General features: G+C 72.7%; 24 protein-coding genes and 1 pseudogene. 15 read left to right on the top strand and 10 right to left on the bottom strand.

The features are described 5' to 3' along the window. Nucleotides 1-41 precede the first annotated feature (41 nt). Nucleotides 42-1,538: a bifunctional phosphatase PAP2/diacylglycerol kinase family protein gene (locus ACFQ6X_RS24895; RefSeq protein WP_383184573.1), complete on the bottom strand. Its 1,497-nt coding sequence runs from the start codon at nt 1,536-1,538 to the stop codon at nt 42-44. 215 nt (nt 1,539-1,753) lie between these two features. Between ACFQ6X_RS24895 and ACFQ6X_RS24890 the strand changes: the two genes are divergently transcribed. The 4 genes from ACFQ6X_RS24890 to ACFQ6X_RS24875 all read left to right on the top strand — a co-directional run bounded on the left by ACFQ6X_RS24890 (nt 1,754) and on the right by ACFQ6X_RS24875 (nt 5,795). Next, nucleotides 1,754-2,527, top strand: coding sequence for an IclR family transcriptional regulator (locus ACFQ6X_RS24890; RefSeq protein ID WP_383184572.1), 774 nt, complete (start codon nt 1,754-1,756; stop codon nt 2,525-2,527). Next, the gene (locus ACFQ6X_RS24885; protein WP_383184571.1) at nt 2,524-3,372 is read left to right on the top strand and encodes an SMP-30/gluconolactonase/LRE family protein; all 849 of its coding nucleotides are present in this window, start codon (nt 2,524-2,526) and stop codon (nt 3,370-3,372) included. Before ACFQ6X_RS24890 ends, ACFQ6X_RS24885 begins: the two co-directional genes overlap by 4 nt. Nucleotides 3,373-3,523: 151 nt before the next feature. Beyond that, nucleotides 3,524-4,759: an aminotransferase class I/II-fold pyridoxal phosphate-dependent enzyme gene (locus tag ACFQ6X_RS24880; RefSeq protein ID WP_383184570.1), complete on the top strand. Its 1,236-nt coding sequence runs from the start codon at nt 3,524-3,526 to the stop codon at nt 4,757-4,759. A 13-nt stretch (nt 4,760-4,772) separates the two neighbouring features. Beyond that, nucleotides 4,773-5,795 (top strand): MBL fold metallo-hydrolase, encoded by a 1,023-nt coding sequence (locus tag ACFQ6X_RS24875; RefSeq protein ID WP_383184569.1) that lies wholly within the window; start codon nt 4,773-4,775, stop codon nt 5,793-5,795. Nucleotides 5,796-5,805: 10 nt separating this feature from the next. Here the strand turns inward: ACFQ6X_RS24875 and ACFQ6X_RS24870 are convergent, their stop codons facing one another. Next, a complete protein-coding gene (locus ACFQ6X_RS24870) occupies nt 5,806-6,426 on the bottom strand; it encodes a DedA family protein (RefSeq protein WP_383184568.1) in 621 nt (206 codons plus the stop codon). Further along, a complete protein-coding gene (locus ACFQ6X_RS24865; protein ID WP_383184567.1) occupies nt 6,423-7,199 on the bottom strand; it encodes an MBL fold metallo-hydrolase in 777 nt (258 codons plus the stop codon). Before ACFQ6X_RS24865 ends, ACFQ6X_RS24870 begins: the two co-directional genes overlap by 4 nt. Nucleotides 7,200-7,393: 194 nt before the next feature. Here ACFQ6X_RS24865 and ACFQ6X_RS24860 point away from each other — a divergent pair, with 194 nt between their 5' ends. Both ACFQ6X_RS24860 and ACFQ6X_RS24855 read left to right on the top strand, forming a co-directional pair. Further along, a complete protein-coding gene (locus ACFQ6X_RS24860) occupies nt 7,394-7,810 on the top strand; it encodes a hypothetical protein (RefSeq protein ID WP_351169492.1) in 417 nt (138 codons plus the stop codon). Nucleotides 7,811-7,878: 68 nt separating this feature from the next. Then, complete coding sequence (locus tag ACFQ6X_RS24855; protein WP_383184628.1) at nt 7,879-10,056, top strand: phage holin family protein; 2,178 nt, start codon at nt 7,879-7,881, stop codon at nt 10,054-10,056. Nucleotides 10,057-10,086: 30 nt separating this feature from the next. Here ACFQ6X_RS24855 and ACFQ6X_RS24850 read toward each other — a convergent pair whose 3' ends face one another. The 3 genes and pseudogenes from ACFQ6X_RS24850 to ACFQ6X_RS24840 all read right to left on the bottom strand — a co-directional run bounded on the left by ACFQ6X_RS24850 (nt 10,087) and on the right by ACFQ6X_RS24840 (nt 12,829). After that, entirely contained in the window at nt 10,087-11,139 is a 1,053-nt protein-coding gene (locus tag ACFQ6X_RS24850) for a LacI family DNA-binding transcriptional regulator (RefSeq protein ID WP_383184566.1), read from the bottom strand. 7 nt (nt 11,140-11,146) lie between these two features. Beyond that, a pseudogene (locus ACFQ6X_RS24845) lies at nt 11,147-11,790 on the bottom strand (DUF305 domain-containing protein). Between the two features lie 103 nt (nt 11,791-11,893). Next, a complete protein-coding gene (locus tag ACFQ6X_RS24840) occupies nt 11,894-12,829 on the bottom strand; it encodes a DUF1996 domain-containing protein (RefSeq protein WP_383184565.1) in 936 nt (311 codons plus the stop codon). Between the two features lie 237 nt (nt 12,830-13,066). Between ACFQ6X_RS24840 and ligA the strand changes: the two genes are divergently transcribed. The 5 genes from ligA to ACFQ6X_RS24815 all read left to right on the top strand — a co-directional run bounded on the left by ligA (nt 13,067) and on the right by ACFQ6X_RS24815 (nt 20,043). Continuing rightward, on the top strand, nt 13,067-15,166 hold the full coding sequence (gene ligA / locus ACFQ6X_RS24835) for an NAD-dependent DNA ligase LigA (RefSeq protein ID WP_383184564.1): 2,100 nt from the start codon (nt 13,067-13,069) through the stop codon (nt 15,164-15,166). Nucleotides 15,167-15,314: 148 nt separating this feature from the next. After that, nucleotides 15,315-16,154, top strand: a complete 840-nt coding sequence (locus tag ACFQ6X_RS24830; protein ID WP_383184563.1) for a rod shape-determining protein — start codon at nt 15,315-15,317, stop codon at nt 16,152-16,154. After that, on the top strand, nt 16,151-16,816 hold the full coding sequence (locus tag ACFQ6X_RS24825; protein ID WP_383184562.1) for a hypothetical protein: 666 nt from the start codon (nt 16,151-16,153) through the stop codon (nt 16,814-16,816). The genes ACFQ6X_RS24830 and ACFQ6X_RS24825 overlap by 4 nt, the downstream gene beginning before the upstream one ends. 33 nt (nt 16,817-16,849) lie before the next feature. Then, entirely contained in the window at nt 16,850-19,156 is a 2,307-nt protein-coding gene (secD, locus tag ACFQ6X_RS24820) for a protein translocase subunit SecD (RefSeq protein ID WP_383184561.1), read from the top strand. 143 nt (nt 19,157-19,299) lie between these two features. After that, nucleotides 19,300-20,043: a YoaK family protein gene (locus tag ACFQ6X_RS24815; RefSeq protein WP_383184560.1), complete on the top strand. Its 744-nt coding sequence runs from the start codon at nt 19,300-19,302 to the stop codon at nt 20,041-20,043. Here ACFQ6X_RS24815 and ACFQ6X_RS24810 read toward each other — a convergent pair. Further along, the gene (locus ACFQ6X_RS24810) at nt 20,033-20,827 is read right to left on the bottom strand and encodes a helix-turn-helix domain-containing protein (protein ID WP_383184559.1); all 795 of its coding nucleotides are present in this window, start codon (nt 20,825-20,827) and stop codon (nt 20,033-20,035) included. The genes ACFQ6X_RS24815 and ACFQ6X_RS24810 overlap by 11 nt on opposite strands. 58 nt (nt 20,828-20,885) lie before the next feature. On the opposite strand from ACFQ6X_RS24810, the gene ACFQ6X_RS24805 reads away from it, so the two are divergent. Next, nucleotides 20,886-21,191: a 4a-hydroxytetrahydrobiopterin dehydratase gene (locus ACFQ6X_RS24805; protein ID WP_383184558.1), complete on the top strand. Its 306-nt coding sequence runs from the start codon at nt 20,886-20,888 to the stop codon at nt 21,189-21,191. On the opposite strand, the gene ACFQ6X_RS24800 is transcribed toward ACFQ6X_RS24805, so the two are convergent. Further along, the gene (locus ACFQ6X_RS24800) at nt 21,124-22,161 is read right to left on the bottom strand and encodes a LysR family transcriptional regulator (protein WP_383184557.1); all 1,038 of its coding nucleotides are present in this window, start codon (nt 22,159-22,161) and stop codon (nt 21,124-21,126) included. The genes ACFQ6X_RS24805 and ACFQ6X_RS24800 overlap by 68 nt on opposite strands. Nucleotides 22,162-22,251: 90 nt before the next feature. On the opposite strand from ACFQ6X_RS24800, the gene ACFQ6X_RS24795 reads away from it, so the two are divergent. Beyond that, complete coding sequence (locus ACFQ6X_RS24795; RefSeq protein WP_383184556.1) at nt 22,252-22,995, top strand: class I SAM-dependent methyltransferase; 744 nt, start codon at nt 22,252-22,254, stop codon at nt 22,993-22,995. Between the two features lie 59 nt (nt 22,996-23,054). On the opposite strand, the gene ACFQ6X_RS24790 is transcribed toward ACFQ6X_RS24795, so the two are convergent. After that, on the bottom strand, nt 23,055-23,906 hold the full coding sequence (locus ACFQ6X_RS24790; RefSeq protein ID WP_383184555.1) for an NmrA family transcriptional regulator: 852 nt from the start codon (nt 23,904-23,906) through the stop codon (nt 23,055-23,057). A 92-nt stretch (nt 23,907-23,998) separates the two neighbouring features. Here ACFQ6X_RS24790 and ACFQ6X_RS24785 point away from each other — a divergent pair, with 92 nt between their 5' ends. Both ACFQ6X_RS24785 and ACFQ6X_RS24780 read left to right on the top strand, forming a co-directional pair. After that, nucleotides 23,999-24,943 carry an AraC family transcriptional regulator gene (locus tag ACFQ6X_RS24785; protein WP_383184554.1) on the top strand — a complete coding sequence of 315 codons (945 nt, stop codon included), beginning with the start codon at nt 23,999-24,001 and terminating at the stop codon, nt 24,941-24,943. Nucleotides 24,944-24,993: 50 nt separating this feature from the next. Further along, nucleotides 24,994-25,911, top strand: a complete 918-nt coding sequence (locus tag ACFQ6X_RS24780) for a class I SAM-dependent methyltransferase (protein ID WP_383184553.1) — start codon at nt 24,994-24,996, stop codon at nt 25,909-25,911. Between the two features lie 35 nt (nt 25,912-25,946). Here the strand turns inward: ACFQ6X_RS24780 and ACFQ6X_RS24775 are convergent, their stop codons facing one another. Continuing rightward, a complete protein-coding gene (locus tag ACFQ6X_RS24775; protein WP_383184552.1) occupies nt 25,947-26,420 on the bottom strand; it encodes an RICIN domain-containing protein in 474 nt (157 codons plus the stop codon). Nucleotides 26,421-26,484 lie beyond the last annotated feature (64 nt).

The following is a 26,484-nucleotide window of genomic DNA, read 5'->3' as shown; positions in this document are numbered from 1 at the left end:
CGATGTCGCATCCTGAGATATGCGTCTTGCCATACGGACAGTCAGACCGGCATCGGGCAGTAGACCGTCAACGCCTCCGGCAGTTTGTCGATCATCAACTCCTTTCCGGAGTGGGCCACTTCACCGTCGTACGCATACGGAGTGCCCGGCGCCAGGCCGGAGATGCGCACCCTGTGGCGACGTACCGCCGCATGGACGGGCGACCGGGTCAGCGGTCCGGCGACCGCCGCGGCGAGCAGTCGCAGACCCGGGGTCCGGCCGCCGTGCACCACCCGGACGTCCAGCAGGCCGTCCGCCAGGTTGTGCCGGCGGCCGGGGGCGGGGCCCACCCGCTGGAACAGTCCGTTCCCCACGAAGAGCAGCCACAGGGGCCGCCGCCGTCCCTGTACTTCCGCCGTCAGCGGGCGTGCGCCGCGCAGCGCCTCGACGGCCGCCAGCACTCCCGCGGGCCAGCCGCCGATCCGGGGTGCCCAGCGCTCCCGGGTCCGTACGAGTTCCGGATACACCCCGAGGCTGAAGGCGTTGAGGAAGTAGCCGTGCGCCCCGCCGGGACCCTGGGGGCCGGGCCGGAAGCGGCCGAGGTCCACCCGGACCGCGTCACCCGCGGCGAGCGCGGCCACCGTGTCCTGCACCGTCTCGATGCCGAGGTCGTAGGCGAAGTGGTTGAGGGTCCCGCCGGGGAACACGGCGAGCGGCAGGCTGTGCGTCGCCGCGACGGCCGCCGCCAGATTCACCGTGCCGTCGCCTCCGCAGACGCCCAGTGCCTTGCCCCGTCGTGCTGCCTTCTCCAGCGTCCCGGACAGATCGGCGGGCGCGCACTCCACCACCTCGGCGAGCGGCAGCGCCTCGCGGACCAGGTCGGCCGTAGCGGTTGCCGAGCCGGACTCCTGGTTGACGATCACGACCAGATCCTGCCCCGTCGGCATCGCCGGAGCACCGGCCGGCGGTCTCCCGGGCGCGGGCAGCTGTCCACGGGTCGGTACGACGCCCCGCAGTGCGAACGCCGCTCCTATGCCGAGAGCCGCACCTGCCACCACATCGCTCGGATAGTGGACCCCGGTGTAGACGCGGGAAGCGGCCACCGCCACCGCGACCGGGGCGACGACCGCACCCCAGCCCTTCGACTCCAGGGCGACACCCGTCGCGAAGGCCGCGGCGGAAGCCGCGTGCCCGGAGGGGAAGGACGTGGTGAACGGCTGTCGCTTGAGCTGTCGTATCACCGGCACCAGATCGAGTATCGGGCGTTCCCTGCGCACCGCGCCCTTGCCCACGGTGTTGATCGCCGCCGAGGCCACGGCCAGGGACGCGATGCCGCGCAGTGCTGCCCTGCGTGAGCGTGCGCTGCTGCCCAGCGCCGCCATGCCTGCCGCCGCCCCGAACCACAGCAGCCCGTGATTGGCGCTGCGGCTCAGCCGGGGCAGCAGGGGCTCGGCGCCAGGCCAGTGCCGTGCGGCCACGCTCTGGAAGGCGGCGAGGTCGCGTTGATGGAGCCAGGTCTGCCAGCGGGTGGGTGAGGAGAGGTTGCGCGGTGTCGACATGGGACAGCGAATACCCTGCCGCGGGGCCGTGAACCAGGAGGCGCGCACACCGACCCCTGTCGGAACCCGGCCGAATCGAGGACAATCCCATGAATTGCCCGGTGTCCGGCCTCTACGGCGCGTCGCGGACATTGCCCGGACAAGTTTCCTGCCGTTAGCCTGCGTTCGTAATTCCGGTCATTGGCCGGAGTGTCGAACGAGATGGGTGGGCGATCATGGGGCGACTCGTCCCTGCGGTGACCAGGGCGCTGGACGTACTCGAGCTCTTCCTCCAGGGCGAGGGAACCCTCTCGGCCCCCGAGGTCACCCGCAGGCTCCAACTGCCGAGGACCACCGTCCACGAACTGCTCACCACGCTGGCCGCGCGCTCCTACCTCGTCACGGTCCCCGAGCAGCCCGGCCGCTACCGGCTCGGCGTGCGGACGTACCAGCTGGGCAGCCGGTACGCGGAACAGCTCGACCTGGCGGCCGAGGGGCAGCAGGTGGCCCGGGAGGTCGCCGAGACCTGCGGCGAGACGGTCCATGTGGCGATCCTCGAGGACACCGAGGTCATCTACATCGCCAAGGTGGACTCCACGCACGCCGTCCGCATGGTCTCGGCCGCCGGGCGCAAGCTTCCCGCGCACTGCACCTCCGTGGGCAAGCTGCTCCTTGCCGCCCTGCCCGAGGCGGAGCTCGACGCACGCCTCGACGGTCGCGAACTCGTCGCGATGACGGACAACAGCCTCACCGACGCCACAGAGCTGCGCGCCGCGCTCGCCGTCGTGCGCAAGCGGGGGATCGCGGTCGAGCACCGGGAGTCGAACCCGGACGTGAGCTGTGTGGCGGCGCCGGTCCGGGACCGGTCGGGACGGGTCGTCGCGGCGCTCTCCATCTCCGTGCCGATGATCCGCTGGAGCGAGGAGCGCGAGGAGGAGCTCGCGCAGCTCGCGGCGGGCGGCGCGGACGCGTTGTCCGGCAGGCTCGGACACCACCGGGCACAGGGGTGAGGCCCACCGTGGAGGTGGCCGTACGGGAACGGGCCGAGCTCGGTGAGGGCCCCACCTGGGACCCGGCTGCCGGACGGCTGATCTGGGTCGACATCCTCTCCTCCCGGATCCACACGTACGACCCGTCGAGCGGTCGCCGTACGGTCATGGCCACCGAACAGCACGTCGGAGCGGCGAAGCCGCGGGCCGGCGGTGGGCTCGTGGTCAATCTGCGGGACGGCGTCGGCCTGTACGACCGCGACGGGGCCTTCACATGGCTGGCCCGAGACCCCGTCCCGGGGCGCCGGGGCAACGACGCGGCCGTGGCACCTGACGGTGCGCTGTGGGCGGGCACCATGCGCTACGACGAGCGGGAGGCGGGCGGCAGCCTGTCCCGGATCGGGCCGGACGGCAGCGTGGCGGTCGTGCCGGAAACGGTGACGGTCAGCAACGGCACCGGCTGGAGCCCGGACGGGCGGCTCATGTACTACATCGACAGCCCGACGCGGCGGATCGACGTGTTCGACGTGGAGGGCGAGCGCATTGCGAACCGCCGTCCGTTCGCCGTCGTCGAACCGGGCGCCGGCTGGCCGGACGGGCTGACGGTGGACGCCGAGGGCTGTGTGTGGGCCGCCCTCTGGGACGGTGCGGCGGTGCGGCGCTACACGCCGGACGGCCGGCTGGACCTGGTCGTGGTGCTGCCGGTCCGGCGGCCGACGGCATGCGCGTTCGGGGGGCCGGACCTCGCCGACCTGTACATCTCCTCGGCCCGGACCGGTGTCCTGGCGCCGCATCCCCTGTCGGGGTCCCTGCTGGTGCTGGCCGACGCGGGGCGTGGCGTGGCGGGGGTTCCGTTCGCGGGGTGACCTGCCCCCTGCCTCCCTCGACGGCGGTGCCCCGGTCCGCGGGGCGCCTCCCGTCCGCCCCGGGCGCCACATCTGGGTCCGGTGCGGGGGCGGGGCGGGTGAAACCTCCGTATAAAGGGCCCAGGGTGATGCAGGCGGAGGAGGCCCCGGGATGCACTGGAGCGAGCGGAAGCCCCACGCCGTCCGGCAGGACCACGGCCCCGTGCGCTACGGGCCGCCCGCCCCCGAGCCCGGTCTTCCCGTGCTCCCGGAGCTGGCCGACGTGCTGGCCGCCTCGGCCGCCAGGACCAGCCCCGAGCCCCCGGGTGGCGGAACGATCCTGCGGGAGGCCGCCTGCGCCTATTGGGAGCGGCGAGGACTGCACAGCGGCCCCGGGGACATCGCGGCAGCCCCGGGTGCCCAGCCGCTGCTTCTCGCGCTCATCGCCGCGCACGGCGGCGATGTGCTCATGCCCCGTCCCTGCCCCGCCACCTGGATGCCGCAGGCGCGGCTGCTCGGCCGGCCCGCGTACCACGTGCCCACCCCCGCCGAGTGCGGCGGCATACCCGACCCGTTCGCCCTGCTGGAGACCGTACGCAGGGTCCGTGCCGAGGGCGGCAGACCCCGGCTGCTGCTGATCTCCGTGGTCGACGACCCGACCGCCACCGTCGCCCCGCCGGAGCTCGTCCGGGAGGTCTGCGAGGCCGCCGTCGGCGAGGGGCTGCACATCGTCAGCGACGAGACCTGGCGCGACACCGTGTACCGGCCCCTCGACACGGTCCTGCTCAGCCCCGCCGAGATGTGCCCCGACGACGTGACCGTCCTCGTGGACCTGGCGGGTGCGCTGACCCCGTCCGCGTGGCCGGTCGCCGTCGCCCGTTTCCCGGCCACCGGGCGCGCGGCCGTCCGCCGCGCACGCGCCCTCGACATCCTCACTGCCCTCGGCGCCCTCGTGGCGGAACCCGTCGCGCGGGCGGCCGCCCACGCGCTGAGGGAACCGGAGGCGGTCACGGACAGGATCCGGCAGGCCGCCGGTCTCCAGGCCCAGGTCGCCCCCGCCGCGCACCGGGCCGTGCTCACCGCCGGCGCGCTGGCCAGGCCCCCGCAGGCGGGCCGGCACCTCTACGCCGACCTCGGCCCGCTGCGCACCCGGCTGGCCGCCCGGGGCGTCACGGACTCCATGGAGCTGGAGGAGTACCTGACGCAGCGGCTCGGCACCCCGACTCCGGGCGGGCACCGGTTCGGGGACGAACTGGGCGCCCTGAGGGTCCGGCTGGGCACGGGGCCGCTGCTCGGCTCAACCCCGCAGGAGCAGATGGAGTCCCTCACTGCGGTGGAGCCCTTGAAATTGCCCCATGTCGCACAAGCGTTGAGCATTTTCGCAGCAGCCCTCGATGAACTCCGATGACAGGAGCCTCTCGATGACGGAACAGACCGAGCGCCCGGTCGCGGATCCCGGCCCCGCGGCCACCGGCCACGTCGTCCCGGCGCGCCCCCTCGGTGAGGTCCGGTCCTGGCCCAGCAGCTTCGCGGACCGCCTCACCGCCCCGCTCCCGGGTGTCAGGGGCATGACGCGGCTGGCCCGCGAGCGCGCCATGCGGCCCAACACCGAAGGGCTGCGGGGGATCCACCGGCTGCCGTACGCTCCCGGCCCGCTGCCCGCCGCGGGGACGGACACGATGGCCGTCACCTGGGCAGGACACGCCAGCTGGATCGTCAGGGTCGGCGGGCTCACCGTCCTCACCGACCCGGTCTGGTCGCGCCGGATCCTCGGCACCCCGGCCAGGATCACCCCGGTCGGCGTCCGCTGGGAGGAACTGCCGCCGGTCGACGCCGTCGTCATCAGCCACAACCACTACGACCACCTGGACGCCCCGACCCTGCGCAGGCTGCCCCGGGCCACTCCGCTGTTCGTCCCCGCCGGACTCGGCTCCTGGTTCCGGCGCCGCCGGTTCACCTGCGTCACCGAGCTCGACTGGTGGGAGTCGGCGGAACTGGGCGGTGTGCGGTTCGACTTCGTGCCCTCCCACCACTGGTCCAAGCGCACCCTCGTGGACACCTGCCGCTCCCTGTGGGGCGGCTGGGTCCTCGGCGACCGGCAGGGGCGGCGGATCTACTTCGCGGGGGACAGCGGCTACGGGCACTGGTTCAAGGAGATCGGCCGCCGCTACCCCGGACTCGACCTGGCGATGCTGCCCATCGGCGCGTACGAACCGCGCTGGTGGCTCTCGGACGTGCACACGGACCCCGAGGAGGCCGTGCAGGCGTACGAGGACCTCGGCGCCCGGGCGATGGCACCGATGCACTGGGCGACGTTCCTGCTCTCCGCCGAACCCGTACTCGAACCGCTGATCCGACTCCGTACCGCCTGGCACCAGGCCGGATACCCCCGCGAAGACCTCTGGGACCTGCCGGTCGGCGGCTCACGTGTCCTCGGCGGCTGAGCGTTCCGGGTCAGTGGCCCAGCCGTGCCCGCAGTCTGCGCCACACCGCCGGTGCCCCGCTGATCAGCAGCGTCAGGGCGACCGCGGCGAGCACGCCCTGCCACGGCTCGGCGAAGAGGGAACCACCCAGGATCCCGATCAGTTGATACGTCGCGGCCCACGCCAGACACGCCGGCACGTCACCGCGGGCGAACTGCCGCAGCGGCATCCCGCCGAGCAGACAGGCCAGCATCACCGGTATCCGCCCGGCCGGCACCAGCCGGGACAGCACCAGGACCGTCGCGCCGTGCTCGTCCAGCTTCTGCTGCGCCTGCGCAAGGCGCTCCGGAGCGGCCCGGCTGCTGATCGCTTCCAGCCACCTCGAGCCGTTCTTGGACCGCACCCCGCGCTGCCCCAGCCAGTACAGGCATATGTCCCCGAGGAACGCCGCGGCCGACGCCACCACGAAGACCACCAGCAGGGCGAACGGTGACGTCTGGTGGAACGCCACCACGGCGGCCGAACTCACCAGCGCCCCCGTCGGCACCACCGGCACCAGTGACCCCAACGCCACCAGCGCGAACAACGACGGATAGCCGAAGGCCTGCTGCGTCGACTCCGTCGGCAGCTGCCGCACGACTTCCTGGATCATCTACGGGCCTCCGGCCGCACATGCTCGCCGTGCCCCAGCCGGTGCACCGCCACCCCCGGCGCCACGAGCGCGGCCTGCCGTACGAATTCGTCGCCCGGCGCGTGGAACTCGTGCGGCCGGACCCCGTCCATCCCGATCGGCCAGTACGTGCCGTAGTGCACCGGAACCGCGGAGCGCGGCGCCAGCATGGCCAGCGCCTGCGCGGCGCGGGCGGCATCCAGATGGTGATGGCCGAGATACGGACCCCAGCCGCCGACGGGCAGCAGCGCCACGTCCACCGGCCCCACGGCATCGGCCATGTCGTCGAACAGCCCGGTGTCCCCGGCGAAGTAGGTGCGGGCCTCGCCCTCGACCACGAAGCCCAGGGCAGGCACACGGTGCGGGCCGACCGGCAGCCGCCGGCCGTCGTGCAGGGCGGGTACCGCCCTGACCAGCACCGCGCCGACACGGACCTCGTCGCCCGGGGCGACCTCGGTGATCCGCAGCCCGCGCATCCGGCGCAGCACCCGCAGCCCCGGTACTGCCCCGGTCGCGCCCTTGGGCACGATCAGCAGACTGCCCGGGGAGAGGCGGGCCAGGGAGGGGAGGTGCAGGTGGTCGGAGTGCAGGTGGGAGATCAGGACCGCGTCCGCGACAGCGGCCTCGGGCGGCGGCACCTCGCCCCGGCGCCGGCGCAGATGCGCGAAGCGCCGTACGAACAGAGGATCGGTCAGCACCCGGACCCCGGAGTCCTCGATCGTGCAGGTGGCATGACCCCACCAGGTGACCTCCACCGTCCTGCCTCCTCGATCCGTCGGCCCGCGCACCCGTCCCGGCCATGCGCTGTCCCGTACGAGCCTAGGCGCTCCGCGCCGTCCTCACGCCGGTGCGCACCTTTCCACTCCTGTCCGCCCGGGTTCACGTGGCTACGGAGGGCTACGGCCGGGGTAGGGTCGGGCGCAGCATCCGAGTGCGGGGGGATCCGTTCATGGGGGACGTCATCGACGGCGTACGGGTGGCGGCCATCGCCAGTCTCACACCGCTGGAAGAGCTCGACGGCGATCCGTTCATCGTCGATACCCGCAGCCAGCACGCCATGTGCGCGCGCTGGGCCGCCGACCAGGGGTACGTCGTCACCCGCCAGCTGCGCGTCTACGGGCTGCGCCCCGACCACCACGCGCTGTGGGCCGACGTCGAGGGCGGCCAGGTCGAACTGTTCGTCGCCCCCAACGACCGGGTGCTCGCCCGGGCCGTCGTCTCGGTGCCGGACTTCGCCGCCGAGTGCGCGCGGCGCGGCGTACGGCTGGAGCTCGCCGGCCTCGCCGAGCCCGTGTACACCGCGCGCACGAAGGCGAGCGTCCACCGCAGACTCTCCATGCCGACCGCGGGATACGACGGCTGCTGACCACCGGCCCGGGCACGGACCGGCTGTGAAAAGCTGGATGCGGACCCATGACGGCACCGGGTCCGGACATGAGGTGGAGCGGCGTGGGTGACGGGCGATGGCGTACGGCGGGCAGAGCCCTCCTGCGCGTGGTCGCGGTGTGGGCGGTCTCCACCCTCACCCTGCTGGCCCTCGCCGGGATCCTGCCCGACTTCCAGCTCCAGTCCGACGACGGTGACAGCGTCACCAGGACCGCGTTCACCGCGGCGTGGGGGGCGGGCGCCTTCGGTCTGCTCTCCGCACTGGTGTGGCCGGTCCTCGTCCGGGCGCTGCTCATCGTGCCCGCACTGGTGCTGGGCGCGCTGGTCTTCTTCCTCAACGGCTCGCTGCTGCTGATCGCCCTCCGGCTCATCCCGGACGGGCGCGGGACGGCCAACCCGGAGACCGCGGTGGTCGTCGCGGCCGTCATGTCCGCCGTCGCCTCGGCCACCTCCACCGCGCTCGCGGTCCGCGACGACGATGCCTACCGGCGAAGGCTCTCCCGGCTGGCCGACCGGCGCCGCCGTCGCAGCGGCACCGCAGGCACCGCGGACGGCGGCCGCGGCGGCCCGCCGGGCATCGTGTTCGTCCAGCTCGACGGCGTCGGTCACGACGTGCTCGAGCAGGCGGCCGCCGCCGGTCTGATGCCGACCGTGGCCGGACTCCTCGCCGACGAGGCGGGCCACCGGCTCACCCCGTGGAGCACCGACTGGTCCAGCCAGACCGGCGCCAGCCAGCTGGGCATCCTGCACGGCAGCAACTTCGACGTGCCCGCGTTCCGCTGGTACGAGAAGGAGACCGGCTCCGTGATGGTCTCCAGCAGGCCGGCGAGCGCACTCGAGCTGCAGCGCAGGGCCATCGTCCGCACCCGTGACGGCGGCCTGCTCACCGTCGACGGGGCGAGCCGGGGGAACCTCTTCAGCGGCGGTGCCGACCAGCTCGCCCTCGTCCTGTCGATGGCCGCCAGGCGCGGCAAGGGGCGCCGCTCGCGCGCCGGATACTTCGCGTACTTCTCCGACCCGGCCAACGCCGTCCGGACCGCGCTGTCCTTCGTCGCCGAAGTGGGCCGTGAGATCGGCCAGTCCACCCGGGCCCGGATCAGGAAGGAGTCCCCCCGGGTCAAGCGCGGCGGGCTGTACCCCTTCATCCGGGCGTTCGCGACGGTCGTCGAACGCGATGTCGTGGTCGCCGCGGTCATCGGCGACATGTTCGCGGGACGCACCGCCGTCTACGCCGACCTCGTCGCGTACGACGAGGTCGCCCACCACTCGGGGCCGCACAGCAGGGACGCGGAGAAGGTCCTGACACGCCTCGACCGCTCCCTGGGACTCATCGCGAAGGTCGCGGAACACACCCCGCGCACCTACCGGATCGTGCTGCTCTCCGACCACGGCCAGAGCCCCGGGGAGACCTTCGCCGGGAGGTACGGACTCACCCTGAAGGACCTGGTGAGGGCGGGCTGCGGGCTGCCCGTACCCCGCAGGGCGCAGCGCACCCGCAGCGCGTCCGAGGCGCGTGACGCCGTACGCATCGCGCTGCACCGGCCCGTCGGGGGGAAGGAGGCGGAGCATCCCGCGACGCCGTCCGACCCGGTCGTGCTCGCCTCCGGCAACCTCGGGCTGCTGTCCTTCCCGGACATCGAGGGGCGCGCCTCGCGCGAAGAGCTCGAACGCCGCCACCCCGCGCTGCTCGCCACGCTCGCCGGCCATCCGGGCATCGGCTTCCTGCTCGTGCGGAGCGAGGAGCACGGCTCGGTGGTGCTGGGACCCGGCGGGGCGGAGGTCCCCGTCCCCGAACTGACGGACGGGCAGGGCCCGATCGCCGCCTTCGGGGCAGGCGCGGCCGAGGCGGTGCGGCGCACCGACACCTTTCCGCACGTCGCCGACGTCATGGTCAATTCGATGTACGACCCCGAGACCGGCCGCGTACACGCCTTCGAGGAGCAGATCGGTTCGCACGGCGGGCTCGGTGGCGAACAGTCCCGGCCGTTCCTGCTCTGGCCGCGCACACTGGCGGACCCGAGGGACGTCGTGGCGGCGGAGGGAGGGGCCGCCCCGTGCGGTCCGGTGGGTGCGGAGGCCGTGCACCGGATACTGGCGCGCTGGCTGCGGGAGCTCTCCGGGCCCCAGGTGCCGTTGCGGACCGAGGGCTTCACCGGCGCGGAACGGGCCGACGAACCCTTCCCCGACGTGGACACGGACGCCGGCCTGCCGGGCGCGCGGGGCTGACGGACACCGGCCTGCCCGGCGGTCGCGACGTCAGGTGGACTTGCGCTCCACCAGCGTCGGATGGAAGACGACCGAGGGCGTCGGGCCACCCGGCCGGCCGATCTGCCTCAGCAGGAGCCGTGCCATCTCCGCGGCCATTTCCTCCACCGGCTGCCGCACCGTCGTCAGCGGCGGATCGCAGGCCAGCGCCGCGCTGCTGTCGTCGAACCCCACCACCGACACGTCCGACGGGACGTCCTTGCCCGCCCGCAGCAGCACGGGCAGGGCGCCGAGCGCCATCAGGTCCGAGGCGATGAACACCGCGTCCAGGTCCGGCCGGTCACGCAGCAGCTGCCGCATCGCCGACGCGCCTCCCACATGGGTGAAGTCGCCCTCGGCGCGCGCCACGTCGTGGATGCCGTGCAGGGCGAGTGCGTCCAGGAACCCCGTCAGGCGCGCCTGGCCCGCGGGCATGTCCTGCGGCCCCGCGACCGTGCCGATGCGCAGACGCCCCAGGGACGCCAGGTGGTCGGCGGCCAGCTGGGCCCCGGCACGCTGGTCTGCCTCGACGTACGTGAGCGGGGACGGCCGCCTGGGCCTGCCCGCGAGCACGGCGGGCAGCCGCGTGTCATGGAGCAGCCCGGGCAGCGGATCCTCCGCGTGCGAGGAGATCAGCACCACGCCGTCGACATGGCCCTGGCGCAGGTACGACAGGAGCTGATTGCGCGAGGCCTCGTCGTCGGCCAGCATCAGGACCATCTGGATGCCCGCGGGCCGGAGCACCTCGAGCAGACCGCTCACCACGCGGCCGAAGTACGGGTCGGAGAACATCCGGCCTATGAACGGTTCGGAGACCGGCCGCCGTTCCCGCTCGGACACGACGAGGGCGATCGAGTCCGTCCTCCGTGTCACGAGCGAGCGCGCCGCACGATTGGGGACGTATCCCGTGGTGGCCACCGCCTCCTCCACGACCCGCCGAAGCGCCGGGTCCACCGTGGTCGCGCCGTTGATCACCCGGGACACCGTGGCCCGGGAGACGCCCGCCACCGCGGCAACATCCTCCAAGGTGGCGGGGCGTGCGGGCGGGGTCACGTGGGCAGTCATGCAGCCTTTATACCGGGTGGTCCAGCGGCTCCATGTATCGGTTCGGGCACGTCAGCCGCCGTTCACGGCCAGTGCGTCCAGGTCCGCCAACTGGCTTTCGCGCGCCGTCACGAGGGCCCGTGCCCGCTCCTTGGCGTCGGCCCTGGTGCCCGCCGTCGTCTCGGAGCGCGACACCTGCGCGGACTGGCGGAGATGGTCGCGGATCTGCGCCACGAGCAACCGGTCGAACGTGCCGCCCTCCGCCGCGCGGGCCGCCACGAGGTCGTCGGCCGTCACCATGCCCGGCATGTTGTGACCCGCGTGCACATCGGTGGAGGGCAGACCCATCCGGTCCCGCAGCCCGCGCAGCGCGGTCAGTTCGGCGTCCTGCGCGGTACGCAGACGGGTCGCCCAGGACCGGAGCCGTGGGTCGGCCGCCCTCTTCGCGGCCATGGCCAGCAGGGCGACGGCCTGTTCGTCCATCGGGATCATCAACTGGACCCAGGCGGAGTCCGTCGGATCGCCGGACCGCGACGGTGCCGGGCCGGAGGAGGAAGGGGCCGCCGGTCGGGGCGGAGGTTCCGGGTCGGCAGAAGCGGAACACGAGGTGAGCCCGGTGGCGAGGAGCAGGGGGAGCAGGAGCGACGCTGCTGCGCGACGAACCGCCTTCACAGGGGTGTCCTTGGGTGTGGAACCGGTCGGTCCCCGTCCGGAGGCAGTGCGGCCCCGGACGGGAACCCACCGGTGGAGTGGGTGAATCGCGACGGCCGGGCCGTCAGGGGGTGCCGTCAGCCCCGCACTTCACGATGGCGTTGATGCAGTCGCGTACACGCTGGGCCATTTCCGCCTCGGGCCACACGTTGAAGAAGTCGCCGTGCATCGTGTAGCCGCGCCCCGATGCCAGTCTGAGGCGGGCGGGATCGCCGTTGACCGGATAGCGCAGCACCTGGCGCAGCTTGGGTACCGGGACGGGGTGAGTGGCCGGGCAGGCGCCGCCCACCGGGTAGGCCATGTGGCTCTTGTGGTCGGCCGAGTCCAGGTCCCTGCCGTTCCAGCACTGCGGGAAGTCGAGGTACGACTCCAGCATCGCGCCGGCAGGGCAGTTGACGAAGTCGTGGGACGGATTGACCTCGCCGTGGTGCAGACACGACCAGCGCGCGATCGTGTTGTCGTCGGGGCCGGTCGCCTTCGCGTTGCCCGCGACGATCCGCAGACCACGGGGGAACGGCTTGATCGTGCGGATGATGTCGTCCCGGACTCCCTCTCCCAGGTAGTAGAAGGTGGTGCCGGTCGGTTCCACCTCCTTGGTGCCGTCGTACATCGTGGGAACCCAGTACGAGGAGATGTCGGTCGAGGGGGCGCAGCTGGTGCCGCCCCTCTCCAGGGACGCCAGATCGGAATGGGCGTTCGTGGTGTCGTTCCCGAAGAAGCTGTGCATGTGGGAGGCACCCGGCAGATTGGGCAGCACGATCGGGTCGTCGGGAGCACGGTGGGTGTACGGGCACTCCGCGAGGAACTCGGCGACCCGGACCACGTCGGCCGGGGCCTTGGGCGCGGCACCGGCGGTCGTGTCACCGGCGGCGTTGCCCACGTTGGCCTGGACGAAGGACAGGGCGAGGGCGGCGACCGCCAGCCCTGCGATTCTGTGGCGCCACGGGGGCAGGGTTCTGCGCCCGCGGTGTTCGGTCGTGCGTCGGTTTCGGAAGAGCACGGCACTCCTGTTCTGAGGAAGTGGGGTTCCTTGACCAGTTCTCTGATCACTGTAGAGAGCGCTCTCTCGCAGAACGTAAGAGTGTGACGTAAGCATGTCAAGCGATCGCGCAGTACCATCAATTGCCTGGTCATTGAACCGACTTGGGCGCGCCGGAGTCGGGAGAGCGCTCTCTCGGAAGGGGTGTCGGGCAGGGGTCGCGGGGCGTTGTCAGTGGTGGGCGGCAGGATGGTGGTCATGACGACGAACTCAGCTGTTGTGCTCGCCGATGCAGCCGCCTACGCCGCCGCGGTGGAAGGGGCGACGCAAGCCGCCGCCGCCTACTACGCCACGGGCGAGAGCACGCTCGACGACGACGCGTACGACCGCCTGGTGCGGGGGATCGCGGCCTACGAGCTGGAGCACCCGCAGGAGATGCTGGACGCCTCGCCGACCGGGAAGGTCGCGGGCGGCGCCGCCGTGGGCGACGTACCGCACACGGTCCCCATGCTCTCCCTGGACAACGTGTTCTCCGCCGAGCAGTTCGTCACCTGGACCGCGTCCCTGGAGCGGCGGATCGGCAGGCCCGTCGCCGCCTGGAGCGTGGAGCCCAAGCTCGACGGCCTCGCGGTCGCCGCGCGCTACCACCAGGGCCGTCTCAACCGGCTGATCACCCGGGGCGACGGGACCGCGGGCGAGGACGTGTCGCATGCGATCGGCACGGTGCTCGGCCTTCCCGAGCAGCTCACCTCTCCTGCCACCATCGAGGTGCGCGGCGAGATCCTCATGACCAACGAGCAGTTCGAACAGGCCAATACGGTACGCACGGAGCACGGCGGCGCCCCCTTCGCGAACCCGCGCAACGGGGCGGCGGGCACCCTCCGAGCCAAGGACCGGCCCTATCGCGTCGAGATGACCTTCTTCGCGTACGGAGCGCTCGCACTGCCCGACTCCGGTGACCTGACCGGCACCCTGGCCGAACTCCCGCACAGCGAGGTCCTGGAGCTCGTCGCCGACCTCGGCGTCCACACGGCGGCGGACACCGCGGTGGCGCCGCGCACCGTAGGTACGGCCCAAGAGGTACAGACCGGGGTCGAGGACATCGCCGCGCTGCGCGCCTCGCTGCCGTTCGGGATCGACGGCATCGTGATCAAGGCGGACCTCGCGGCCGACCAGCGCGAGGCGGGTTCCGGGACGCGGGCGCCGCGCTGGGCCATCGCGTACAAGCTCCCCGCCGTCGAGAAGGTCACCCGTCTCCTGGGCGTCGAGTGGAATGTCGGCAGGACCGGCATCATCGCCCCGCGCGCCGTGCTCGAACCCGTGGAGATCGACGGATCGACCGTCGGGTACGCCACCCTGCACAACCCGGCCGACATCACCCGCCGCGATCTGCGCCTGGGCGACCAGGTGATGGTCTACAAGGCGGGCGACATCATTCCCCGGATCGAGGCGCCCGTCGCGCATCTGCGGACGGGTGACGAGAAGCCGATCGTGTTCCCCGAGGCCTGCCCGCAGTGCGGCTCCGAGATCGACACCAGTGAGCAGCGCTGGCGCTGCACCAGAGGGCGCAACTGCCGTCTGGTCGCCTCCATCTCGTACGCGGCCGGGCGCGACCAGCTCGACATCGAGGGCCTCGGTGCCACGCGGGTCGTCCAGCTCGTCGACGCCGGTCTCGTCACCGACTTCGCCGATCTGTTCACGCTCGGCCGGGAGCAGCTGCTCTCCCTGGAGCGGATGGGGGAGACCTCCACGGACAATCTGCTCGCCGCCATCGACACGGCGCGGACGCGCCCGTTGTCCCGCGTCTTCTGCGCCCTGGGCGTACGGGGCACGGGGCGCTCCATGTCCCGCCGGATCGCCCGCTACTTCGCGACGATGGACCGCATCGTCGCCGCCGACGCGGAGACCCTGCAGCAGGTCGACGGGATCGGCAAGGAGAAGGCCACGGGGGTGGTCGGGGAGCTGGTGGAGCTGGCCCCGCTGATCGCCAAGCTGGTGGCCGCCGGGGTCAACATGACGGAGCCCGGTGCCACCCCGCCGCCGGAGCCCGGGGAAGCACGGACGGACGCCGAGGCGGGCGACGGGGCGGTGGAGGGGCTGCCCCTCGACGGCATGACCGTCGTGGTCACCGGCGCCATGACCGGCCCGCTGGAGAAGCTCTCGCGCAACCAGATGAACGAGCTGATCGAACGGGCCGGCGGGAAGTCCTCGTCCAGCGTCTCCAAGCGCACGAGTCTGCTGGTCGCGGGGGAGAAGGCCGGATCGAAGCGCACCAAGGCCGAGGACCTGGGCGTCAGGATCACCGCGCCGGACGAGTTCGCGGAGCTGATCGCGTCATTCCTGAGCCCGGAGGTATGAGACGGGATATCGAGGGCGCGCCCCTTGGAATCGGTGAGGGAGTAGCGTTCCCCACCCCGTTATTGCATAGTGAGGGTTCGGTCATGCCTCGCTATCTGCGGGTCGTGAGTGGTGAGCGGCTGCAGTGGCAGGCCGGGGGTGAGGGGCGATGCGTTCTTTGCGCGACGGACGGCGGCACAGCCGGCCCGTCCACCGGTGGCCCGGCGGCCGTCCCGCTGCGGCGGACCACCACGGGGCAACCCGGGGACTGGCCATCGACCTGGGAAGTTCCGGGGCCCGCGCCTGGGTTCCCGGCCGTGGCCTCGTCGTCGGCCCCGCGCCGCAGGAAGGCGCCGGCCCTCCGGTCCGGCGTGGACGCATCGTCGACGCGGATTCCTGCGGCAGACTCCTCGGCCACCTCGCCGATGCCGCGCTGGGCGCCGACCGCAGCGGCACCGTGATCGTCCTCAGTTGTCCGGTCCTCGCCGGAGCCGAGCACCGGTCCCTGGCCAGGGACCTCCTCACCGCCCTCGGCCCCTCCGGGGTCGTGGTCCTCAGCAGCGCGCGGGCCGCCGCCGCATACGCCGGGCCGCGGAGCGGCGGTCCGCTGCTCGTCGTCGACATGGGCGCCGAGATCACCGAAGTCACCCTGCTCGTCGACGGGACGGTCGCCGACGCCCGGCAGGCCGAGACCGGGCTCGTCGACCTGGAACCGGACGCGCCTCCCGCGGAGCCCGTGCGGACCGTGCTCGACATGGTCATGTCGATGTGGCGACAGGACAAGCACGGAGCGGTCAGCGGCGCACTGCGCAGAGGCCCCGTGCTCGCCGGAGGCGGCGCGCTGCGCGGGGACGTCACCGACGGGATCGCGGGGTGCCTCGGCGTACCCGTACGCCTGGCCGATGACCCCTCGACCACGGTGGTGCGGGGCGCGGGCCTGATCCTGGACTCCGTCCTGCGCCACGCCCGTACAGGTGCGCCGGCCGTCCTGCCGGGCCGAGCGAGGTGAGCCCCCACCCGGGGGCGCCCCGGGGGAACGCGCCCCCGCGGGGGCGGCCGGACGCCCCGGCGCGCCGGGCACGGCATGCCCTGGCCGCGCTCCTTCTCGCCGTTCTCACGCTCGTCGCGGGAGCGCCTGCCGCCGCCGGATCGGTGCTGCCCCTCGGAGCGCTCGCGGCCCGGTCCCCGGTCACCGCGAACGCGCCGGGAGCGCAGCCGCCCTCTCCTCACTCCGACCGGACCGCGCGCCAGGGGTCGGCCCACGACACCCGCCGCTTCCGTGCGGCCGCAGCAGCGTCACCCTTCTCGGGCAGCCTCACCTCCGGCGAGTCCGGCGGGCCCGTCAAGGCAGGCAGCGCCGGGGCGTTCGTCGAGGCCGCGGCCCAGGGGGTGCGGACCGAGGCCCTGCCCCGGCCCGGGCCATGGGCCGGGGCCGACCGCCCGCACTCCCCGCACCACTTCCCTCCGCCGGACCACGGAGCGCTGCCGCCGTGCGCGGCGGCCCTGACCGAACCCCGTGACGCACCGCGAGCGGCTGCCGGGACCCATGTGTTCGTCCCCGGCCGGGTCCGCACCGCGCTGCCCGGAGTACGGGGCCCTCCAGGGGTGACGGCCGGTCAGCCGGCCGTTCACCGGTCCTGTTCGACAGACCTGTCGTCGCGCCCTCTCTGAAGAGGGGCGGACGACGCCCCTCGGAGGATTCCCATGACTCGGGCCGCCACGGTGCGAGCAGTTCTGGCTGCCGCCGTTCTGCTCGTCTCCGTGCTCATCACGCTGACCATGACACCCAGACTCGGACTCGACCTTCAGGGCGGGACCCGGATCGTGTTGCAGACCAAGGACTCGGACACCGCGAAGGCTGACCGGGAGAGCACCGAACGCACCCTGGAGGTGCTCCGCGGTCGCATCGACTCCCTCGGTGTCGCCGAACCGTCCCTGACACGTTCCGGAGAGAACCGGATCATCGTCGAGCTGCCGGACGTCCAGGACCCGCGCCAGGCCGCCGAAGTCATCGGCCGGACCGCCCAACTGAGCTTCCACGCCGTTCAGGGCCCCGGAACCGAGCAGAAGGACGACGCCCCACGGACGGGCCTGACGCTCCCGGACGAACAGGGCACTCCCCTTGCCCTCGGCCCGGTGCAGCTCGACGGCGCCGGCGTCAAGGACGCCACCGCAGCCTTCGACGCCCAGCAGGGCACGGGCTGGTCCGTATCCCTCGACTTCCACAAGGACGCGGGCAGGAAGTGGACCGGGCTGACCGGGGAGGCGGCCTGCAACCCGCCCCAGGACGAACGGCGCAGGGTCGCGATCGTCCTCGACGGGAAGGTCATCTCATCGCCCCAGGTCGATCCGTCGATCGGCTGCAAGGCCGGACTTCCCTCCGGATCCACCCAGATCACGGGCTCCTTCAGCGCCGACGAGGCACGTGATCTCGCCCTCCTCATCAAGGGGGGCGCACTTCCCGTCCCCGTGGAGATCGCCGAGCAGCGGACCGTCGGTCCGACGCTCGGGGCCGCGGCCATCGACGCCAGCGCCCGGGCGGCGCTCATCGGCGCGGCGGCCACCGCGCTCTTCATCACCTTCGTGTACCGGCTCTTCGGCGCTCTCGCCGCCGTCGCACTCGCGGCCTACGGTGTCATCTCCTACGCGGCTCTCGTCGCACTCGGCGTCACCCTGACGCTGCCGGGGCTCGCCGGATTCGTCCTCGCCATCGGGATGGCGGTCGACGCGAACGTCCTTGTCTTCGAGCGGGCCCGCGAGGAGTGCGCGGCCCGCCCGAGCCGCTCGCTGCGACCTGCCCTGACCGCGGGGTTCCGTAACGCCTTCAGTGCCGTCGCCGACTCCAACGTCACCACCCTCATCGCGGCGGGCCTGCTCTTCCTCGTCGGTTCGGGACCGGTCAAGGGCTTCGGTCTCACGCTCGCGATCGGTGTCCTCGCCTCGATGTTCTCGGCGCTCGTCATCGCCCGCGCACTCACCGAGACGGCGGCGGGCTCCCGGTTCGTCAGCGACTACCGGAGCGTCAACGGCATCGCCCGGCCGGGCCGCGTACGCACCTGGCTGAACGAGCGCGACCCCCAGCTGTTCCGGTCGCCGCGCCGCTGGCTGCTGGTCTCCACCGCACTCGTCGCCGCGGCCGTACTCGGCATCGTCGTCCGCGGTGTCGATCTCGGCGTCGAATTCACCGGAGGCCGGCTCGTCGAGTACTCCACCAGCCGCCCCGTCGACGTGGAGACCGCCCGCACCACCATCGCCGCCGCCGGGTTCGGCGACGCCGAGGTCACCACGGCGGGCGACGGCGATCTCTCCGTACGGTCCGGACAGCTCGACAACGACGGGGAGCACGCGCTGCGGACGGCGCTGGCCGCGGAGGGCGGCGAGACCACCAAGGTGCGCGACGAGCTGATCGGCCCGAGCCTCGGTGACGAACTCCGGCGCAACGCGCTGATCGCCCTGGCCGTCGCCGTGTTCGTCCAGCTCGCCTATCTCGCGGCCCGGTTCCGCTGGACCTTCGCCGTGGCCTCGGTCGGGGCGCTGGTGCACGACGTCGTGATTCTGGTCGGCGCCTTCGCCTGGCTCGGCCGCCCCGTCGACGGGATCTTCCTGGCCGCCCTGCTCACCGTGATCGGCTACTCCGTCAACGACTCTGTCGTGGTCTTCGACCGCGTGCGGGAGCTGTGGGCCAGGAACCGGCGCACTCCGGTCGGTGACATCGCCAACCGGGCCGTTCTGCAGACCGTCCCACGAACCGTCAACACGGGCATGGGCGCCCTGTTCATCCTGATCGCCCTGGCCGTGCTGGGCGGGGACTCGCTCGCGGACTTCGCCCTCGCCCTCCTGATCGGCATCTGCGTGGGCACGTACTCCTCGGTACTCACCGCCGTACCCGGGGCGCTCCTGCTGGAGAGCAGCAGCAAGGCCCCGCCACCGGCCCGGAAACGCGCCCCGGGACGCAAGCAGGGCGCCGGACGGGCGCGCCGGGATCCGCGCGACAACGGCGCACGCGTGTAGCGCATGCGGTGAAGCGGGACCGTCCGCCCTCCGGAGGACGCTTGCCGGACGGGTGGATTCGGGCCCCTCCGGCGCGTGCGGAGGGAACGGCCCCCGGGCTGCGGCACACTCCGATCACATCCAGTGATCGGAGTGTGCCGCCCATGCCCGTCGTCCTGCGTGAGGCCTGGGCCACCCTCGTACCCGACATGACCGGCCGGCACGGCCCCCTGCCGCCGCTGATGCTCGCCCTGACCGTGCTCACCGGGCTGGTCGACGCGTTCAGCTACCTGCTGCTGGGCAAGGTCTTCGTCGCCAACATGACCGGCAACGTGGTCTTCTGCGGCTTCGGTGCCGCCGGTGCCCCGGGGTTCTCGCTGCTCGCCTCGGCCGTGGCCCTGGGCGCGTTCGCCGCGGGCGCGCTGACCGGGGGGATCGTCGTGCACCGGGCCCGTGCTCACCGGGGCCGGCAGCTCCAGCACGCGCTCCTCGTCGAAACCGCCTTCGTCGCGGCCGCCATGGTGGTCACGCTGACCTCGGGCGAGCCGTACACCGGAGCCGCCCGTTTCACCCTCATCGCGCTGCTCGGCCTCGGGCTCGGTGTCCAGAACGCCGCCTCCCGTGCCCTCGCGGTCCCCGACCTCACCACCACCGTGCTGACCCTCACGATCACCGGGGTCGTCGCCGACAGCCGGCTCGCCAAGGGGCCGGGGCGCCGCGCGGGGCCCCGGATCCTCTCGGTCGTCGCCATGCTGGCCGGTGCCCTCGCCGGGGCCGTGGCCGTACTGAACGGGCATCCGACGCTGCCGTTGCTGATCACCGTGCTGTTCCTGGTCCTCGCGAGCACGGCCGCGATCCGGTACGCCCGCAGTGACGACCCCTGGACCCGTCCGCTCGTCACGGCATGAGCGTGTGCAGATACGCGGCGGTCGCCCGGTCGGCCGGCAGGAACGTTTCGATGGCCAGCTCGGCCACGGTGATGTCCATCGGTGTGTTGAACGTGGCGATGGACGAGATGAACGACAGTTCCCGCTCGCCGTGCGCGATCCGCAGCGGCAGCGCGAGGGACGGCACTCCCGTGGCCGCCGCCGTCCCTGCCGGGTCCGCAGGGTAGGCCGCGACCTCGTCGTACAGGGCGCGGAGCTCCGCGGAACGGGCCAGGGCGATCTGACGCTCCATCTGGGCCAGCAGGTCGGCCCGCCACTCCGGCAGATTCAGGATGCGCGGGGCCAGGCCGTCCGGGTGCAGGGTGAGCCGCATGGCATTGACGGGCGGGGTGAGCAACCGCTCCGACACACCGTCGAGCAGCAGCCGCATCCCCCGGTTCGCCGCCACCACCGTGTACATCGCGTCGAGTACGAGCGCCGGATACGGGTCGTAGCAGGCGAGCAGCCGGTCGATGGCCTCGCGCAGCACCCCCATCGACGGGTCGTCGAGTGCGGTCCGGGCGAAGCGGGGCGCGTAACCGCCCATCACCAGCAGCGCGTTGCGTTCCCTGACGGGAATGTCCAGGTGCTCGGCCAGCCGCAGGATCATCTCCTCGCTGGGGCGTGAGCGGCCCGTCTCGATGAACGAGATGTGCCGGGCCGACGAATCCGCACGCAGGGCCAGCTCCAGCTGGCTGATCCGCCGCTGTTCCCGCCAGCTGCGCAGCAGCGGCCCTACCCCCGTGTCAAGCGCGACAGTTGTCATATCCAGACCGTAACGTCACGGGCACTGCTGATCGCACCGATCCCGGTAGGAGCCCCGCATGCCTGCTGAACCACTGTCCCCGAAAGACATCGAGGCCGGTCTGCGCGACCTGCCCGGCTGGGAACTGGAGGGGGACAGGATCACCCGTACCTACCGGCTGCCGTCCCACTTCGCCGCAGCCGGGCTGACCGTCCATGTGGCCCGGATCCAGGACGAGCTCAACCACCACTCGGACCTGACACTGGGCTACAACACCGTGCGGCTGTCCGTGAACTCGCACGACGCGGGCGGCGCGGTCACACAGAAGGACCTGACGCTGGCGGGCCGGGTGGAGGCGGTCGCTCCGGGCCACGGAGCGACGTAGCGGCTTGCCAGGGCGTCGGGCCGAACCTGGGATGGGCGGCGAGCCAGCGCGTGTAGCTGTCGCTCCGCCGCACCGCCTCCGCGTACGCCGAGCGGGTGTGCCCGCTCACGGCACCGGCCGCCGCGTCCGCCGCGGGCGAGCGGGGGTTGCGGCCCAGCAGATGGCGCCAGCTCAGTGGCGATCCCACCAGGGGCCGGGTCACCAGTCCCTGCGTCGGCGGGAACGTGGCCCGGCACAGCCCGATGGCGCGCCCCACCTGCACCAGGTGGACGACGGACGTCGTGTCCGTCTCGTACACCGACAGCGGAGTGAAGCCGGCCCGGGCGCAGGCGGTGGCGAAACAGTCCGCGAAACAGCCGTCACCCGGCACGTCGGCCCAGGATTCACCTGCCAGTGCGGAGAGTTCGAGCTCCGTCCCGCCGGCCAGCGGATGATTCTCCGGCAGCATCACGAACACCGGGTCGATGCCGATGACCTGCCAGACGAGCCGGTCGGCCATGGGCGGCGGACTCTCCCCGCAGACACCGATCAACGCGAAGTCGAGCCGTCCGTCGACCAGCAGCGAGGCGATCTCGGCCACCGACCACGAGGTGTACGTCGTCACCGGCGCCGTCGGATGCGCGGCGGCCAGCCGGTCGACGAGGCCGCCCAGCAGCGGACCGTGCGTCCCGCCGAGCCGGAAGCGCTCCACAGTGGCCCAGGCGTTGGCGAAGCGCACCGCCTCCTCCTGGAGCTCACTCACCGCGGGCAGCACCACCCGGGCACGCGTCAGGACCAACTCGCCGAGCGGGGTGGGCCGGGCACCTGTGTGGTCCCGGTCGAAGAGCGGGCCACCGAGCGTCTTCTCGATCCGCCGCAGCTGCGCACTGAGCGCGGGCTGCGCGAGCCCCAGAACGGCAGCCGCCTTGGTGAGGCTGCCCGTGTCGGCAATGGCCCGCACCGTGCGCAGGTGACGTAACTCCAGCTCCATGAGCGCACGTTATGTCCGACGCCACTCCCCGGCAATACATCCGGCACCGTTGTGCGCCGCGGTCCGGACGGGCCTTCTAGACTCGCCACCGTGCTGGACTACAACGCCGAAGCCGCCGTCTACGACGTCACCCGGGGCGGGGTTCCCCGCGCCGCCGCCGCCGCCCGCGCGGTACTCGGGCTGGTGCCGCCGTCCGCCCGCACGCTGGTGGACGTCGGCTGCGGTACGGGACTGGTCTCCGAGCGGATCGCCCTCGGCCGTCGCGCACTGCGGGTGTTCGGCACCGACACGTCGTACGGCATGGTCCGGCTGGCCCGGCAGCGGATCGGAGCGGTCGCCCTCGCCGACGCGCGGAGGCTGCCCCTGGCCGGTGCGACGGCCGATGCCGTCAGCGCGGTCTGGCTGCTGCACCTGCTGCGGGGCGACGGTGAGGTGCGGGCGGTGGTGGCCGAGGCGGCGCGGATACTCCGGCCCGGCGGGGTGTTCGTCACGACGGTCGACAAGGACGCGGGGCACCACGTGGGAAGCGACATCGACGCGCTGCTCGCCCCGTACAGTGCCCCACAGCCCTCCGACTCCGCGGAATCGGTCACCGAATACGCCCAGTCCCACGGCCTGGAACCCATGGGCGGGGCCGGGTTCGCCGGCCACGGCCAGGGCCGCACCCCCCGGCGCGCGGCGCGCTCGGTGCTGCGGGGCGACTACGCCGCACACCTGTCGCTGTCCGGGCCGGCGGCGGAACGGCTCTCGGCGGAACTCACCGCGCTTCCCGACCCCGACCGGCAGCGTCCCGACCCGGCCTACCGGCTGCTCGCCTTCCGCAGACGGGACTGAGCCGGCCCCGCCCGGGCCGCTCGCCCTGAGCGGGCGGCCCGACAGCAGCGGGGAAGGCCTCAGCCGTGCCAGGCGCCGTCCTTCGCGGCTTCCCGGGCGAACGCGGAGAAGTCCTTCGCCTCCCTGCCAAGTGCTCGCTTCACACCGTCCGTCGTCATGGCGTTGTGCCCGTCCATCAGCATCGTGAACAGCCCGGCGAGGAACTCCGCTTCCTCCGCCGGCATGCCGAACTGCGCCAGTGCAGCCGCGTACTGGGCCCCGGTCACCGGTACGTACCGCACCTCGCGCCCCGACGCGCGGGTGAGTTCGCCCGCCACCTCGTCGAAGGTCAGCAGCCTCGGTCCCGTCAGCTCGTGGACCACGCCCGTGGGAGCGTCACCCGCGAGTACGGCCACGACCAGGTCGGCCAGGTCGTCCGCGTCCACGAACGGCTCGCCGGTCGAGCCCGCGGGAAAGACGAGCTCCCCGCTCATCACCCCTTCGACCAGGGCGCCCTCGCTGAAGTTCTGCGTGAAGAACGCCGACCTCACGACGGTGAGTTCCGCGTCCGGCGCCGCTTCCCGCAGCGACTCCTCCGCGATCACGGCCTGCGGCTCGCCACGCCCCGAGAGCAGCACCAGCCTCCGTACACCGGTCCGCGCGGCGGCCCGTCCGAAGGCGGCCATGGCCTCCGGGGCCGCGGGTGACGCCAGATCGGGGTAGTACGCGACGTACGCCGCGTCCGCGCCCCGCAGAGCGTCCTCCCAGCCGCGCTCGTCCTCCCAGTCGAAGGGGACGTCGCCCCCGCGCGAGCCCGCCCGGACCCGCACCCCGAGGGCGTCGAGGCGCTGCGCCACCCGGCGGCCGGTCTTGCCCGTGGCGCTGGTCACCAGCACCGTTTCCCGCTTCTGGTTCTCCGTGTTCGTCGTCATGACCCAAGCCTCGCCGGGATGACGGGAGCGGAACATCCTCCACAGACTCATCTCCATACGCGTGCGTCCAAGGAGGTCATAGGCTGGCGGCCATGGACGCACTCGCCGGGCTGCTGGACGGACCGCGGGCCAGAGGTGCCTTTCTGCTCCGGATGGTGATGAGACCGCCCTGGTCGGTCCGGATCGAGGACCGGGCCCCGCTCTGCCTGATGTCCGTGACCCGGGGTGAGGTATGGGTGCTCCCGGCCGGCGGCGGCGGAGCCACCCTGCTGCGCCCCGGAGACATCGCCGTCGTCCGCGGTCCGGACCCCTACACCGTCGCGGACGCGCCCGGCACGGTCCCCCACGCGCGCGTCGGGCCCGGCGGCGTCTGCACCACGCTGCACGGGGAGCCGCTCTCGGAGTCGATGCAGCTGGGCGTTCGGTCCTGGGGCAACGCACCCGACGGTACGACCACCGTTCTCGTCGGAACGTATCTGCTCGACGGCGAGATCAGCAGCCGCCTGCTGGACGCGCTGCCACCACTTCTCACCCTCCCCTCCGACAGCAGGAGCGGCCCTCTGCTGCAGCTGCTCGACGGCGAGATCTCACGTGACGAACCCGCACAGAGCGTGGTCCTGGACCGTCTCCTGGACCTGCTGCTGATCGCGGTGCTCCGTACCTGGTTCGCCCGGCCCGGTGCCGAGGCGCCCGCCTGGTACCGGGCGATGGGCGACCCGGTCGTCGGGCAGGCACTGAGGCTCCTCCACGACGGTCCGGCACACCCCTGGACGGTCGCCTCGCTCGCCGCCGGAACCGGGGTGTCGCGGGCCGGACTGGCCCGGAGGTTCACCGAACTCGTGGGAGAGCCCCCGATGGCCTATCTGACCGGCTGGCGCCTCGCCCTGGCCGCGGATCTGCTGCGCGAGACGGATGCGACGATGGACGCGGTCGCGCGCAAGGTCGGCTACAGCGGCTCCTTCGCGTTCAGCGCCGCCTTCAAACGCGTGCGGGGCCTCAGCCCTCAGGAGTACCGCAACGGAAAACAGACTTGCTGAAACAGCAAGGAAACTGGCCCACGGGCGCCCTTCGGGGAGAAGGTGAGCCCATGAGCAAGCACCCCGCGCACGGCCACGGCCACGGTCACACCCATGCCCACGCCCACCGCACCGAAGACCTCGACTGGGACACCGTGGGTCCGAGCCTCGAGGAGGAGGCCGAACTCAGCAGGCCCCAGTACGAGGCAGCCGCCCGCTGGATCGCGGAACTCCCCGAGGCGCGGCACGTGCGCCGAGTCCTCGACATCGGCAGCGGCCCCGGCGTGATCAGCTGTCTGCTCGCCGAGGTGTTCCCCGGGGCCGAGATCGTCGCCGTCGACGGCACGCCGGCCCTTCTGGAGCGCACCAGGGCACGCGCGGAACGGCACGGCTTCGGTGAGCGGGTGCGGACCGTGCACGCGGAGCTCCCGAAGGACCTGGGGAAGCTGGACGAGGCCGACCTGGTCTGGGCGGGCAACTCCCTGCACCACATCGGCGACCAGCGCGGCCTCCTCGCGGGCTTCGCCGGGCTGCTCCGTCCCGGCGGCTTCGTCGCCCTGCTCGAAGGAGGTCTCGCCGCCCGTCAGCTTCCGCGCGACATCGGCATCGGCAGGCCGGGACTGGAGGCCAGGCTCGACGCGCTCCACGCCGACCGGTTCGAGGACATGCGGGCGGGACTTCCGGACACCACACGGGAGACCGAGGACTGGAGCGCCCTCCTCGCCGCCGTCGGCCTGGCGCCGCACGGCACCCGCAGCTTCCTGCTCGATCTGCCCGCCCCGCTCACCGGCGTCGCGCGCGACCGCACCGTCACCGAATTCGCCCGCAGGCGCGAGGCGTTCGCCGACCGGCTCACGGCCGAGGACACCGCGACGCTCGACCGGCTGCTGGAACCCGGCGACCCCGAGGGGCTGCGGCTGCGCCCGGACCTCTTCCTGCTCTCCGCGCGCACCGTGCACCTGGCCCGGGATCCCCGTACGGCCGGCTGACGCCCCGGCTCAGGACCCGGGGCTGACGCACCGGCTCAGGACCCGGGCACCGGCTCCAGCCGCCACCACTGGCCGGGGGAGTCGGTGTCCTCCCACTGCTGGACGTTGGCCCCGTCGTCGGTGGCTCCGTCGGCGACCTCCAGGACCCGGCCGCTGACGAAACTGACCAGCGTCACGGTGCCGGGTGCCTCCAGGTGCTGTTCGATGAGCCACTCCTGGGCGCCGAAGTTGTTCGCCTTCCACTGCTGGACGTTCGCGCCGTTCTCCGTGGAGGCGCCCGCGACGTCCAGCCGCTTGCCGCTGTGTGCGTTGACCAGGTGGTACAGCGCGGCGCCCTCGTGCACGGGGTCGAGCCGCCAGTGCTGGGCCGCGGTGCCGTTCTCCTTGCCCTGCTGGACGTTGGCGCCGCTGCCCGTGGCTCCGCCGTACACCTCGAGCAGCAGTCCGCTGCCCACGTTCCGCAGGCGGTAGACGCCCGCCTCGACGACGGGCGCGGTCTCCCCGCTCATGGGCCGTTCCCCTTCGGTGTGCTCGGGTACGGTGCCCCGCCGCACGGGCGGGGCACCGTCCACC

The organism is Streptomyces sp. NPDC056452 (assembly GCF_042796085.1).
In the GTDB taxonomy this organism is placed as follows: Bacteria; Actinomycetota; Actinomycetes; order Streptomycetales; family Streptomycetaceae; genus Streptomyces.
Note: the sequence above shows the minus strand (reverse complement) of the source record. Positions and strands in the feature narration are given on the sequence as shown.